Origin of the sequence: Amycolatopsis mediterranei (genome assembly GCF_026017845.1) — a bacterium.
GTDB lineage: Bacteria > Actinomycetota > Actinomycetes > Mycobacteriales > Pseudonocardiaceae > Amycolatopsis > Amycolatopsis mediterranei.
Genome location: NZ_CP100416.1, coordinates 8,736,069 through 8,748,475, shown reverse-complemented (window position 1 = coordinate 8,748,475; position 12,407 = coordinate 8,736,069). Strand labels below are relative to the sequence as shown.

The following is a 12,407-nucleotide window of genomic DNA, read 5'->3' as shown; positions in this document are numbered from 1 at the left end:
CATGACCCTCTTCGAGCTGCGGGCGTGTTACGTCGTCGCGGAGGCAACCGCTCTGGTCGCTTGTGGACACCCGGTCGGCCGGCTGGTCGCGATCGTCGACCGCGACGGACGGCGAGTGCCCGCGCGGGTGTTCTGCGCTCTCGTCACCGGGGACGGCCGGTGGTGACCGGGCCGGCGGAGCGGGCGCTGTCGACGGGCCTCCCGTTCGCCACCTCGTCGTTCGAGGTGACCTGGCCCGAGGTGCCGCTGCCGCCGGTGGCGCCGTACGGGCCGGGCGCGTGGCTGCTGCTCACCGACGAGCACCCGGCGGCGCTCGGCCGGGCCGTCGCGCTGGCACTGGCGCTGGCCGCGGCGGGGGACGACGCGCTGTCGCTGCCGCGTGACGACCTCGACGAGCTGCCCGGGTTCCTGGCCGAACGGCCGGTGCGCGGCGTCGTCTTCCTCACCGGGTCGCCGTACGCCTACCACGATCCCGAGGCCGCGCAGGAGCTGCTGCTTTCGGTGCTGTCGGTGGTCGCCCGCCTCGGTTCCGGCGTGCGGTTCCACCTGGTCACGCAGGCGGCCGGCGAGCCGGGGCTGGTGTTCCTGCGCGGGCTGGTGCGGGTGCTCGCGGTCGAACGCCCGCAGCTGCGGGCCAGCCTGGTCGACTTCGACGCGCGGTCCGATGTGGACGTCCTGGTGCGCGAGCTGCGGTCGGACGCACCGGACGACGAAGTGCGCTGGCGGCACGACGTCCGGTACGCGGCGCGGCTGGCCCGGGTGCCGTTCGCCGTCGAGGTGGCGGCCGGGCCCGGGGCGTACGTGGTCACCGGCGGCCTCGGGCCCACGACCGCGCGGTGGCTGGCAGACACGGGCGCCACCCGGATAGTCCTTTGTGGACCACGCTCGGGCGCGTCCGACGCTGTGGTGATCCCCGGCGACATCGCCGAGCCCGGCGTCGCGGAGCGGCTGATCGCGGCCGCCACGGCGGACGGCCTCCCATTGCGCGGGATCGTGCACGCGGCAGGCGTCCTCACCGACGACCCGTCGGCCGGCTGGCGGCACGGCGTCCTGGGCGCGCGACGGCTGCACGAGGCGACCGCCGAAACTCCGCCGGACTGGTGGCTGCTGGGCACGTCGGCCACGGCCTTGGCGGGCGCCCCGGGCGAAACGTCCCGCGCCACGGCGGACGCCTGGCTGGAGGCCTTCGCCGCCTGGCGCCGCACCCGCGGTCTCCCCGCGACGATCGTCCAGCTCGGCACCGCCCGCCTCCCCGACCTCCCCCGCCCCTACTTCTCCACCCTCTGACCCGTGTCGTCCATCTGCGTACGCGTGTCGTCCGCCTGCGTACGCGTGTCGTCCATCCCGTACCGGACCGGAACGGACGACACGCGTACCTGGACGGACGACACGATGTCAGGGGAGGGTGGCGCGGAGGGCGAGGATCATCTCGAAGCGGTCGTCCGGGTTGCGGAGGTGGTCGGCGAAGAGGGTTTCCAGCTCCTGGGCGCGGGCGCGGACCGTCTGGGGGTGGATCGCGAGGCGGTCGGCGACCTCGCGGACGTTGCCGCACGTCTCCAGCCACGCGAGCAGCGTGGGGGCCAGGCGGTTGTACTGCTTCGGGGTCAACGCCGTCAGCGGGGCCAGGCGGCGGCGGGACACCTCCGTCACGAGGAACGGCTCCTTGCGCAGCCACAGCGTCGCGAGGTGGTCTTCACACCACGTCAGCGGCTCGTCCGGGAGGACGTCGGCCACGAGACGCAACGCCTCCTGCGCCGTCGCCAGCGACCGGCCCGCCTGGCGCGGCGGCACCGGCGGCCCGACCGCCGCCCGGTGGCCGGCCAAGGCCGCCGTCAGCGCGCGGCGGTCCTCGGGTGCCGGCAGCAGCAGCCGCGGGGTCCCGTCTTCGAGGTCCTCGAGCGCGTTCAGCCCGGTGACGTCGGCGGCCCCGTCGAGCGCCACCGCGACGAGCCGGTGCGGCAACGGCCACTCCGCCGCCGTCGCGGCTTCCTGCACCGTCCGTGACGGCGACGGCGGGTCGGCCAGCAACAGGTCCAGCAGCCGGCGGCGACGCCGTTCCAGTGCGCCGGCCGCCCGCGCCTGGGCCGCCGCGTGCCCCTCGATCGACAGCGCGGACAGCTCGTCGATGTAGGCGAAGATCGCCTCGGCCAGCAGGCACAGCGTCGCCGACGGCACGCCGGCCCGCGTGCCCACCTCCGCCATCCGCCGCCAGGTCACCCGCGCGCCGACCCGGTACGCGGCCTGCAGGACGTCGAGGTTGCGGCCCTGCGCGAGCTCGTGCACGCCGAGCCCGACGAACACCTTGCGCCGCTCGTCCGGCACCGGCCCCGACGCGGCGATCCGGTCGATGAACTGCAGGATCGCCGCCTGGACGCCGGCCCGCAGCGCCTTGCCGAACGCCCCGTCGAGGGGCCGCGCGTAGTCCGGGATGGTCCGCTGGATCTCGCGCAGCACCTCGTCGGCGACGTCGAGCAGCCGCGGCCGGAACACCGCGGCCAGCTCGCGGGGGAGCATGGCCCACAGCTGCCCCGGCCGGCCGTCGCCGCTCAGCATCGGCCCGAAGGCCGTCTCGACGGGCGATCCCGTCATTGACCCACCTCGTCGTTGAAGGGGACTCAGGAACCGAGAAGAGCCTCCGCCCGCAGCGCGATCTCCATGTCGAGCCGGTCGTCGGCGTTGTCGAGCCGGTCGCCGAACAGATCGATGAGCTGGTGCATGCGGTACCGGACGGTTTGCGGGTGCACCTTGAGCTTCTTCGCGATTTCGGGGGCGCTGCCGCGGGACTGCAGCCAGATCAGCAACGTCTCGCCGAGCCGCGCCCGCTGCTTCGGCGTCAGGTCCTTGAACGGCTGCAGGCTGCGCGCGCACAGTTCGCGGACGAGGAACTCGTCGGCGAGCAGCCACAGCGTGGACAGGTGGTCGGTGCAGCGGGTCACCGGCGCGTCCGGCAGCACGTCGCGCTGGAGCAGCTTCAGCGTGCGGCGCGCCCAGAGCAGCGAGCGCGGCGCGTCGGTGAGCCGCACGGTCGGCCCGATCACCGCGCGCCAGCCCGGCAGCCGCTCGGCGAGGTTCTTCAGGTGCCGGTCCGGGTCGCCGGTGACCAGGCACGGCTCGCTGCCCTCGAGGTCGACGAGGACGTCGGAGTGCAGGTCCGGCGCGGTCAAGCTGTGCTGGTCGGCGCGGGGTTCGAGGGCGACGACGGTGACTTCGGCCGGCAGCGGCCACTGCGCCGTGGCGGCCTGCGCGGTGATGGTCTGCGGCGCGGACGGCGGGTCGGCGAGCAGCAGCTCCAGCAGCCGTCGGCGGCGGCGGGCGCGGGTGCCCGCGGCGCGCGTCTGCGCCGCCGTGTAGCCCTCGATCGACAGCGCCGAGATCTCGTCGACGTAGGCGAAAATGGCTTCGGCGCTGGTGCACAGCGTGTCCGCGGCGACGCCGGCGGCCTGCCCGAACTCGCTGATGTGCCGCCACGCGACCCGCCCGCCCACCCGGTAGGCGGTCTGCAGGCAGTCGAGGCTGCGGCCCTCGTTGAACTCGATCTTGCCGAGGTTGCGGAACACGGTCGTCCACGTCTCGAGCGGCACCGCGCCGGGCGTGCCGACACTGTCGAGGCACTGGATGATCGACTGCCGGACACCCTGCGTGATGATGTGCCCGAACGCGCCTTCCAGCGGCCGGCGGTACTCGGGCACCGCCCGCTGCACCTCCTGCAGGATGGCACGGGCGAGCGGGTCGACCCGCGGTTTGAAGCGGATCGCCAGCTCGCGCGGCAGGGACGCCCACAGGCCGATCGCGCCGGACGCACGCCCGGGCCGGGGATCCGCCGGGGTGCGCGGCGCGGGCGGGTAGCCGGGCCGGGGCCGGTCGGCCGACACGGACTGCTGCCGGTAGGCCGGTCCGGGCGTGCGCTCGCCGGGGTTCGGCCGTCCGGCCCGCAGGGCGGGGGCGGCGAATCCGGTGTCCACGGTGTCCAACTCGGGCATGTGTTTTATCCTTGCTGGCAACAAAATCGGCCCCGTCGGCGGGAACGCCGATCCGGTTTTTGTGGCTCAGGCAACATAATTTCGCGCGAACGGCACTGTCAACGGGTTGCCCGCTGACTTTGCGGTAACCCGTCCGGACTACACCCGAACGGGTGGAACGTCGCGAGAGGACGTGACACTTCCGGCGCGCGCGAATGGTGCGCGCGTGACAACTTTTCAGCGAGGCCGTTCCGCGGTTGTCAGCCGCGTGACGACGTCGTCGAGGGTCAGCCGGGCGGGTGCGGTCTCCGAGAGGAACTCGTTGAGCAGCGCGCAGAACCGGTCCGGGTCGGCCACGTGCGGAAAGTGTTTCACGTTTTCCAGCACGGTCAAGTGGCTGTCCGGCAGCAGCGCGGCCGTCCGGTGCCCGTGGGCCACCGGGATGAGCGGGTCACGGGCGCCCCAGACCAGCAGCACGGGCACCGCTTCGGCCAGGTAGAGCTTGTCCACGGCGCTCGCGCGCCGGCCCCGCAGGTCGATCAGGCTGCGCGCGATGAACAGGAACGCCCGCCGCCGCGCGGGGTCGGCCGGCGAGCCGAAATGCCGGGCCAGTTCCCGGGTTTCGGGCCCGAGCGAACCGCCGAGCCGCCGTCCGAGCCGGGCCGCGGCCCGGGCGAGGGCGAGCGTCACCCGGTTGACGGCGATGGCCAATGTGGCCGGTGCGCCCGGCAGGGCGGCGGCCCGCAGCGCCGGGCTCACTTCCGGGCCGAGCCCGGCGCTGCCGACGAGCACGAGCCGGTCGCACATTTCCGGGACCTGGTAGGCGAACTGCAGCGCGATGCCGCCGCCGAGCGAGTGCCCGGCGACCCTCGCGTGCCGCACCCCGGACACGGCGAGGACGTCCCGCACGGTGCTCGCCATCGCGCCGAGGCCGTAGTCCGCGCGCGGGGCCTCGGATTCGCCGTGGCCGGGCAGATGGGGCGCCGGCACGCGGCGGCCGAGGGCGGCGCACCGCGCCGGCAGCGGGGCCCAGGTTTCGGCGCTGCCGGCGATCCCGTGCAGCAGCACGACCGCTTCGTCGCCGGCGTCCGCGGAGGGCAGGTGCTCGTGCAGCCGGATGCGGCGGCCGCGCAGGGTGAGGGTCCTGACGGTCATGGGCGGCCTTTCTCGCGGACCCGAAATCAGGCATCCGGCCGACCCCGCGGATGTGGTGAACGCCACCGCCGGGGAATCACGGACGCGGGTGACAAGAAAGATTGCGTAAATATGGCGGCGCATGCGGGTTTTCGCGGCGTCACCGGGAATGCGTATCGACATTCCGGCGGTATCCGGTAATCCTCGGGGCATGGTCGCAATGACGCACCGGACGCGCTGATGTCCTGCCGCGCGAGTTTCCATTTGATTCCCCAGCGGCCGCGCCCGCGGTGGCCGGGCCGCCGGCCGTGGCGGCGGGTGCTGCCGATGCCGATGAGCAGGCTGGCCCGCTGTGCCGGCGTGGCGGTGGCACCGGCCGGCCCGCCGGCGGCGTGCGCTCGCTGACCTGCGGCGGCCCCGTTGTGGTCAGCCTTCCGGGGGCCGGTGGGCGCGCATCAGCCGTTGCGCACGCAGGGCCAGCTGCATGCCCAGCCGGTCGTCGGCGTCCTTCAGCCGGTCTCCGAACAGCTCCTCCAGCTGCCGCAGGCGGTTGCGGACCGTCTGCGGGTGGACGCCGAGACGCTGCGCGATCTCGGGTGCGCCTCCCCGCGTCTCCAGCCAGGCCAGCAGGGTTTCGCCCAGCCTGTCCCGCTGCTTCTCGCTCAGCGAAGCGAACGGGTCCAAGCTTTGCCGGGCCAGCTCGGCCGCCAGGAAGTCCTCCGCGAGCAGCCAGAGCGTCGCGAGGTGGTCGCGGCACCAGATGATCGGGCCGGGGACGTCCGGGCCGGACAGCAGCAGCGCCCGCCGTGCCGTGCGCAGCGCGGCCGGGGCGTCGGCCAGCGGGACCGTCGGGGAGACCGCCGCCCGCCAGCCGTCGAGCTTGGCCGCCAAGGGGGCCAGGTCGGCGTCCGGGTCGCGGGTCAGCAGGTACGGCTCGGGGCCGTCGAGGTCGGCCAGGACGCCGTCGCCGAGCAGGTCGGCGGGGAAGTCCGCCGCGTCGGGGCCGCGTTCGAGGGCCACCATCGCCGCCGTCTCCGGCAGCGGCCAGCCCGCGCCGCCCGCCAGGCCCGCGATGCTGCTCGCCGCGCCTTCCGGGGCCCCGGCGATCAGCTCCAGCAGCCGCCTCCGCCGGACCGGGACGGCGCCGTCGGCCTCGGCCTGCGTCTGCTGGTACCCCTCGATCGCGGTGGCGCACAGCTCGTCGACGTAGGCGAAGATCGCCTCCGCGGCGACCGAGATGACGGCCGGGTCGACGCCGGCGGCGACCACCCCCTGGTGCATCGCGCGCCAGGCCACCCGGGCCCCGATCGTGGCGCTGTCCTGCAGCGCGTCGAGGTTGCGGCCTTCGGTGAACTCGATCCGGCCGCGGCCGCGGTAGAACTCGATCCAGTGCTCGTGGGGCAGCGCCGGCTCGCCCATCGAATCGATGCAGTGCTGCACCGCGAACTGGACGCTCTTCACCAGGACCTTGCCGAACACGCCCTTCAGCGGCTGGCCGTAGGCCGGCACCGTGCGCTGCACCTCCTGGATCATCGAGGCCGCCGCGTGCCCGACGTGCGGGCGCAATCCCGCGCCGAGCGCGCGCGGCAGCGAGGCCAGCAGGCGAAAGCTGCGGTACTCGACCACCAATCCCCCTTCGAGTGCGAGTGTGCGCCGAGCGTATCCGACGCATGTGTCACTGAAAAATCAACGATCGGTTCCCGGAAAGGGTGACGCGCACCCGTCCTTTTGACACGGACGGGTGCGCGTTCTACGCTCCGTGTCAGTATTTTCGGGGCGCCCATTCCAGCGGAGGACTGAATTCCCCATGCGCGGTTCCGCTGGCTCGGACAGTTCCGTGTGGTCGCGGCTGCCGCACGAGCTCGGCGACGCGGTGCGCCCGCGGATCCCGGAGATCGCCCGCGCCTGCGTCGACGCGATCGCCGCCGAGATTCCGGAATATTCCCGGAGATTCGCCGACGGCCCCGGTCGCGCGAGCGCGATCGAGCTGGCACGGCGCGGGATCGAGCGGGACGTCGACCGCGTCGGCACACCCGCGCTGTGGCAGGCCGACCGGCTGGCCGGGTTCCGCGGCCACGGGCGCGACGCGTTCCACAGTGGTCTCAGCCGCGAAGCCGTGCAGGCGGCCGTGCGCGTGTCGAGCCGGGTCACCTGGCGGTGGATCGCCGACATCGTGCGGGAAGCCGGTCTCTCCGGTGACGTCCTGTACGGTGCCGCCGAGGGGATGTTCGCCGACGTCGAGACGTCGATGGCGGCCGTCGCGGAGGGCTACAGCGCCGCGGAGGCCGCGGTGTCCGGCACGGGCGAACGGCACCGCCGTCTGCTGCGCGCGCTGCTCGGCGGCCGGACACCGGCCTTCGGCACCGAGCCGTTCCCGGCCGAGGCGGGCAAAGAGGTGGCCGGCCTGGCGGCGGCGTCCGGGCTGCCGCTGCCCGAGCGGATCGCGGCGGTGGCGTTCCGCGCGCTCCCGGGTGCCCCGGAGTTCCCGCCGGGCCTGCTGCCGGAGCACGTCCCGGCCGACCCGGCAGGCGACCCGCCGGCGGCCCTCACCCCGGCCCCGGACCTGGACCTGATCGGCCTGACGGGACTGCCCCCGGGCTGGACGGCGGCGGTCGGCCCGCTGGTCCCGCCGGCCGAGGCACCGGAGTCGTTCCGGGTCGCCCGCCGCGCGGTCGACCTGGCCGCCCGCGGCCTCCTCGACGCACCGGGCCCGGTGATCTGGTGCCGCGACCACGTGACGACGTTGCTGCTGCTCGCGGACGAGTTCCTGATCGCCCAGCTGGCCTCGACGACGCTGGAGCCGCTGGCGGGGTTGTCCGAGCGCCGCCGCGAGCAGCTGGCGGAGACGCTGCTGGCGCTGGTCCGCACCCGCGGCAGCGCCCCCGAGCTGGGGCGGCTGCTCGACCTGCACCCGCAGACGATCCGGGCGCGGCTCAAGAAGCTGGGTGAGCTGTTCGGGGAGAAGCTGGACGACCCGGCCGAGCGGCTGCGGCTGGAGCTGGCGTTGCTGGCCGAGCGGGCGCTCCCGGACCGCGGCTGACCGGCCCGGGCCCGTACCTGGACGGACGACTCGCGTACCTGGGCGGACGACTCGCGTACCCAGACGGACGACTCGCGCCGTGCCCGCCGGGGTGCCCAGCAGCATCCCGGCGACCCGGCCGAGCCCGCCGCGACCCGCGAACGACCAGCGGCGGGACAGCAGGTACGCGAACGCCGTGGAGACGACCGTGGCGATCGCGAGGGCCGTCACCGGCTTCTCACGGAACACGGTGAGCTTCAGGCTGTAGTCGCCCAGTAGGGTGACCCCGTACGCGGCCAAGCCGACGACGGCAAAGCGGAGCAGCTCTCGCGGCTCGGGCATGGTTCCTCCAGGTGACGCCGAAACGGGTGGAGGTTTTCGATGGCACGCACGGGCGGTGAGGGCGAACTGCCCTCGGTCGCCGAGCTGGTGAACCTTTCGCAGACGAAGCCGCTGATGATCCGTGGCGAACTCGACGCGAAACTCGCCGAAGAGGCAGCGGCCGCCGAGCCCGGACCCACCCACGATCCGCTGGCCGTGCTCGACGCCGAGCTGGCGGCCGGGGAACCGGAAGAAGACGGCCGCCCGCAGGACGCGCCGCCCGCCGACCGGTCCCACCGCGCGAAGCCGTACGTCCTCGCCGCGGGTGCGGCCGTCGCGCTCGGGCTGGCCGCCGTCGTGCTGTTCCAGCCGCACCAGGTGGGCGGGACCGCCGTGCCGCCGCCCGGCGCCCCCGCCCCGGTCGTGCCGCCGCCGGCTTCCAGCGAAGCCGTGGAGACGATGAGCGCCTCCGCCGCCGCGCCGCCGCTCACCGCCCAGGTCCGGCACACCACGCCCGAGACCACCAGCGTGCCGGCCGGTGCCGGGCGCAAGCCCGCACCGGCTCAGCCGCCGACGCCGACGCCCACTTCGGCGTCGCCGGAAGACCAGTGGCGCGAGTACGTCAGCTCGGTGATGAGTTCGTGGCAGCAGCACCCCCGCGGCGGCCGGAACCGCTGATCAGCAGCTCGCCGTGGCCGGCTTCCCGGCGATCCGGTCCTTCACGAAGGCCAGGACGTCGGCGTTGCCGGTGTAGACCAGCGTGATGTGGTCGGTGTCGTAGGTCTTCCAGGTCTCCTGGACCCCGGCCGCGCAGTACGCCTTGTGCAGGCTGTCGGCCTGGGCGAACTGCACCAGCTGGTCGCCGGTCGCGTGGTAGAGGAACACCGGCACCCGCGGCGGGGACCCGCCGAGCTTGTTCTCGGTCAGCCGCGCCACCCACGCGGGCTTGATGTAGCCCGGCCCGGTCGTGTAGTCCGCGATCTTCTGGTTGGCGTAGGTCGTGAGCAGCTCGAACGTGCACGCGCTCTGCTTCATCTCGGCCAGCTTCGCGCGGCCGTTGCCGCTGAGGAACGAGTCCAGCTGCAGCTCGGGATACGCCTGGTCGAGGCCGAGCAGCGCGTAGGCGAACACGCCGAAGCCGAACTTGCCGTCGAGCTGCAGCGTCACCTGGACCAGGTCGGCCGGCACGCCGCCGGCCGCGATGCCGACGAGGTTCAGTTCCGGCGCGTACGACGGCTGCAGTTCGCCCGCCCACGCCGCGGCGCCGCCACCCTGGGAATACCCGCGGAAGACGACCTTCGCCGACGCCGACAGCCCGGCCGCGCCGAGCCGCTGGGCCGCGCGGACCGCGTCGATCACCGCCGGACCTTCGGACCGGCCCACGACGTAGGTCGTCTTCGGCGCCGGCTGGTAGCCCTCGTAGTCCGGGACGGCGACGGCGTACCCCGCGTCGAGCAGGTCGTCCAGGCCGGGCTGCTCGTAGAAGGCGCCGATGGCGATCATCGCCGACGGCGTGCAGGCGAACGCCGGGCCGTGCGTGCCCGGCGCGAACGCGACGATCGGCGCCGTCGCGCGGTCGGCGTTCTTCGGCACCAGCACCGTGCCGGTGACCGCGTCGGGCTGCCCCAGCGCGTTCGTCGACAGGTACATGACCTGCCACGCGTCGACCGATGCGGTGCGCGGGCCGGCGTTCGACGGCCGCCACCGGATGACGTCACCCGGTTTGCCCGCCGGCAAGGGGGACGGCGGCACGGAGAACGCGTCGCCGGGAGGCGCGGGCTCGGCCGAGGCCGCGGCGGGTGCGAAGGCCGTGGTCAGGACCAGGGCCACCAGCGTGGCGAGCACGCGGCGGGCGGTCACGCGCCGGTCCCGTAGACGCGCTTGCAGGTCGCGGACTCGCTGAAGGCCAGGTTCAGCTCGGGGTTCGCCTTGAGGTCCTTGATCGGGCCTTCCGGGTCGGCCAGCCGGCCCATGGTCGAGTCCGCCTCGGAAATGACCTTGCGCAGGCTGGGCTGGTCGGTCACCCGCGTCTGTTCCATCCGGGTCTTCGTCTCGGCCAGCTTGGCCTTCGTCTCGGTGAGGTCGCCGGTCGCCTTGTCCACAACGGACTGTCCATCCGGGACAGGGGGGACGCCCGCGTTGTGCAGGCCACCCGCCATGTCCTCGAGTGCGGAACCGAGGCGGCCCAGGAAATCCACCATCGCGTCCCGGGTCTTCACCGGGTCGGCGTCGTCGACGGACGGCGGCTGCGAGAGCTTCGCCGAGCCCGCGGCCACGCCGGTGCACACCTTGTCGACCCACGCGAGTGCCGCGGGATCGGCGTGCCGGCCCGGGTCGGGCGGGGGGTCCGAAGCGCACGCGGCGCACGACAGAAGCGCGGCCGCCGACATCACGAGCACCGCGCTGTGCATTCTTTTCATGGGTTTCGAAGCTACGCGCCACGCGCGCGGGCGAGCAAGAAGAGAATGGCCGGTTGGCACGTGCGTCAACATTCCGGCGCCGGGATTTGTTACGCGTGTCAGCGGTTCGAAGGTGGCGCTGTGCTGGGGAAACCTTCCCCGCCCTGCTAGGAACCGGGACGGCGTGGCGTGCCGGGGTGACAATTTGCGGTGCCCCGGTGACCTTTTTGCCGAAAGCCCTTGATTGCCGCCATCCGCGCTCGTTAGCTTACTGTTCGGTAGCGATTGCAGGCTATGCCTTTCAAAGAATGCGCCGCCGTTTCGTATCACTGTTGATACACGGAAGGACCATCGTGAGTCACCCAAGAGGCAAGAAGAAGACGGTCGCGGCCGCCGCGGCCGCGGGTGCGGTGGGGCTCATCGCCACCGCGCTCGTCGTGGGGGCGCAGGCCAGCGCCGCCGACCCGATTTCGCTGACGCTGAACTACCACTGCACCTTCCCGCTGGTGGGTTCCCAGTCGCTGAAGGTGGTGATCAACACCGACCTGCCGGCCACGGTGAACACCGGGCAGCCGACCGGCGCGTTCGACATCAAGGCCGTGTCCACCATCAACGCGGACACCGTCAGCGGCCTGAGCCTGATCGGTGCCACGACCCTGGAAGGCACCGCCACCGCGAGCGCGACCGTCGCCGCGCCGAGCCTCAACCTGCCGGTCAGCGTCCCGATCACGCTGGACAAGACGAACATCCCGGCGTCCGGTGAGATGAACATCAACGCGGCAGGCAAGACGCCGTCGCTGACGTTCACCCAGGCCGGCCAGGCGAAGATCACCGTGGGCGACCTGAACCTCAAGGTCACCCCGCGCAAGGCCGACGGCTCGGTCACCGGCATCACGCCGGACGGCACGATCGACGCGCCCTGCACGCAGGACAGCGGGCAGAACAACACCCTCGCCACGATCACCATCAACGGCGGTGGCGGGACGACGACCCCGCCTGCCACCACCCCGCCGACGACCACGCCGCCGGTGACGACCCCGCCCACGACCACGCCGCCGGGCGGGGGCATCAAGTACTCCTTCGGCATCACCGGCCAGACCGCGCTGAAGTCGCTCGGCAGCACCGCGCCGATCACCGGCTCGTTCGACGCCGACGTGGACCTGGCCAACAAGAAGTTCACCGGCAACCTGCAGCTGAACCCGACGCACACCGACTTCAAGCTGTTCGGCTTCCTGCAGGGCAGCTCGGACGTCAAGGTCGTGCAGAACGGCCCGCAGACGGGTGAGCTCGTGGGCACCGGCTTCAAGGCGCACATCAAGTTCGACACGTTCCTCACCACGGTCACCCTGTTCGGCATCCCGATCAGCACCGACCCGAAGTGCGGCACGACCACCCCGTCGACCAGCGAGATGACCACCGGTCCCGACTTCGACCTGCTCAAGGGCGGCAAGCTGTCCGGTACCTACGCGCTGTCCGCGCTGCAGAACTGCGGCCCGTTCAACGACATCGTCAGCGCGTTCGCCAAGAGCGACGGCAACTCGCTGAACCTGGTGCTCGCCAAGAAGTGACCCGGAC

11 protein-coding genes are annotated in these 12,407 nt (G+C 73.0%); 5 read left to right on the top strand and 6 right to left on the bottom strand.

Annotation, left to right across the window (positions count from 1 at the left end; all coding sequences use genetic code 11):
- Position 1: 1 nt before the first annotated feature.
- Both ISP_RS39355 and ISP_RS39350 read left to right on the top strand, forming a co-directional pair.
- Entirely contained in the window at positions 2-166 is a 165-nt protein-coding gene (locus tag ISP_RS39355) for a hypothetical protein (protein WP_014467657.1), read from the top strand.
- Positions 160-1,287, top strand: coding sequence for a KR domain-containing protein (locus ISP_RS39350; RefSeq protein ID WP_013229363.1), 1,128 nt, complete (start codon positions 160-162; stop codon positions 1,285-1,287). Before ISP_RS39355 ends, ISP_RS39350 begins: the two co-directional genes overlap by 7 nt.
- 108 nt (positions 1,288-1,395) lie before the next feature.
- Here ISP_RS39350 and ISP_RS39345 read toward each other — a convergent pair whose 3' ends face one another.
- The 4 genes from ISP_RS39345 to ISP_RS39330 all read right to left on the bottom strand — a co-directional run bounded on the left by ISP_RS39345 (position 1,396) and on the right by ISP_RS39330 (position 6,722).
- Positions 1,396-2,589 (bottom strand): PucR family transcriptional regulator, encoded by a 1,194-nt coding sequence (locus ISP_RS39345; RefSeq protein ID WP_013229362.1) that lies wholly within the window; start codon positions 2,587-2,589, stop codon positions 1,396-1,398.
- 26 nt (positions 2,590-2,615) lie between these two features.
- Positions 2,616-3,980, bottom strand: a complete 1,365-nt coding sequence (locus ISP_RS39340; protein ID WP_013229361.1) for a helix-turn-helix domain-containing protein — start codon at positions 3,978-3,980, stop codon at positions 2,616-2,618.
- A 216-nt stretch (positions 3,981-4,196) separates the two neighbouring features.
- The gene (locus ISP_RS39335; RefSeq protein WP_013229360.1) at positions 4,197-5,114 is read right to left on the bottom strand and encodes an alpha/beta fold hydrolase; all 918 of its coding nucleotides are present in this window, start codon (positions 5,112-5,114) and stop codon (positions 4,197-4,199) included.
- Positions 5,115-5,519: 405 nt separating this feature from the next.
- The gene (locus ISP_RS39330) at positions 5,520-6,722 is read right to left on the bottom strand and encodes a helix-turn-helix domain-containing protein (protein ID WP_013229359.1); all 1,203 of its coding nucleotides are present in this window, start codon (positions 6,720-6,722) and stop codon (positions 5,520-5,522) included.
- Between the two features lie 178 nt (positions 6,723-6,900).
- Between ISP_RS39330 and ISP_RS39325 the strand changes: the two genes are divergently transcribed.
- The gene (locus ISP_RS39325) at positions 6,901-8,133 is read left to right on the top strand and encodes a helix-turn-helix domain-containing protein (RefSeq protein WP_013229358.1); all 1,233 of its coding nucleotides are present in this window, start codon (positions 6,901-6,903) and stop codon (positions 8,131-8,133) included.
- 360 nt (positions 8,134-8,493) lie between these two features.
- Complete coding sequence (locus ISP_RS39320) at positions 8,494-9,111, top strand: hypothetical protein (protein WP_013229357.1); 618 nt, start codon at positions 8,494-8,496, stop codon at positions 9,109-9,111.
- Here ISP_RS39320 and ISP_RS39315 read toward each other — a convergent pair whose 3' ends face one another.
- The gene (locus ISP_RS39315; RefSeq protein ID WP_013229356.1) at positions 9,112-10,293 is read right to left on the bottom strand and encodes a lipase family protein; all 1,182 of its coding nucleotides are present in this window, start codon (positions 10,291-10,293) and stop codon (positions 9,112-9,114) included.
- Positions 10,290-10,853, bottom strand: a complete 564-nt coding sequence (locus tag ISP_RS39310; protein WP_230468564.1) for a hypothetical protein — start codon at positions 10,851-10,853, stop codon at positions 10,290-10,292. Before ISP_RS39310 ends, ISP_RS39315 begins: the two co-directional genes overlap by 4 nt.
- 332 nt (positions 10,854-11,185) lie before the next feature.
- On the opposite strand from ISP_RS39310, the gene ISP_RS39305 reads away from it, so the two are divergent.
- Positions 11,186-12,400, top strand: a complete 1,215-nt coding sequence (locus ISP_RS39305) for a DUF6801 domain-containing protein (RefSeq protein ID WP_013229354.1) — start codon at positions 11,186-11,188, stop codon at positions 12,398-12,400.
- Positions 12,401-12,407 lie beyond the last annotated feature (7 nt).

What these genes read in the sequence shown, in the direction of transcription:
- ISP_RS39310 (WP_230468564.1), bottom strand. Translation starts at nt 10,853, where the DNA reads ATGAAAAGAATGCACAGCGCGGTGCTCGTGATGTCGGCGGCCGCGCTT.
- ISP_RS39335 (WP_013229360.1), bottom strand. Translation starts at nt 5,114, where the DNA reads ATGACCGTCAGGACCCTCACCCTGCGCGGCCGCCGCATCCGGCTGCAC.
- ISP_RS39345 (WP_013229362.1), bottom strand. Translation starts at nt 2,589, where the DNA reads ATGACGGGATCGCCCGTCGAGACGGCCTTCGGGCCGATGCTGAGCGGC.
- ISP_RS39355 (WP_014467657.1), top strand. Translation starts at nt 2, where the DNA reads ATGACCCTCTTCGAGCTGCGGGCGTGTTACGTCGTCGCGGAGGCAACC.
- ISP_RS39340 (WP_013229361.1), bottom strand. Translation starts at nt 3,980, where the DNA reads ATGCCCGAGTTGGACACCGTGGACACCGGATTCGCCGCCCCCGCCCTG.
- ISP_RS39320 (WP_013229357.1), top strand. Translation starts at nt 8,494, where the DNA reads ATGGCACGCACGGGCGGTGAGGGCGAACTGCCCTCGGTCGCCGAGCTG.
- ISP_RS39325 (WP_013229358.1), top strand. Translation starts at nt 6,901, where the DNA reads ATGCGCGGTTCCGCTGGCTCGGACAGTTCCGTGTGGTCGCGGCTGCCG.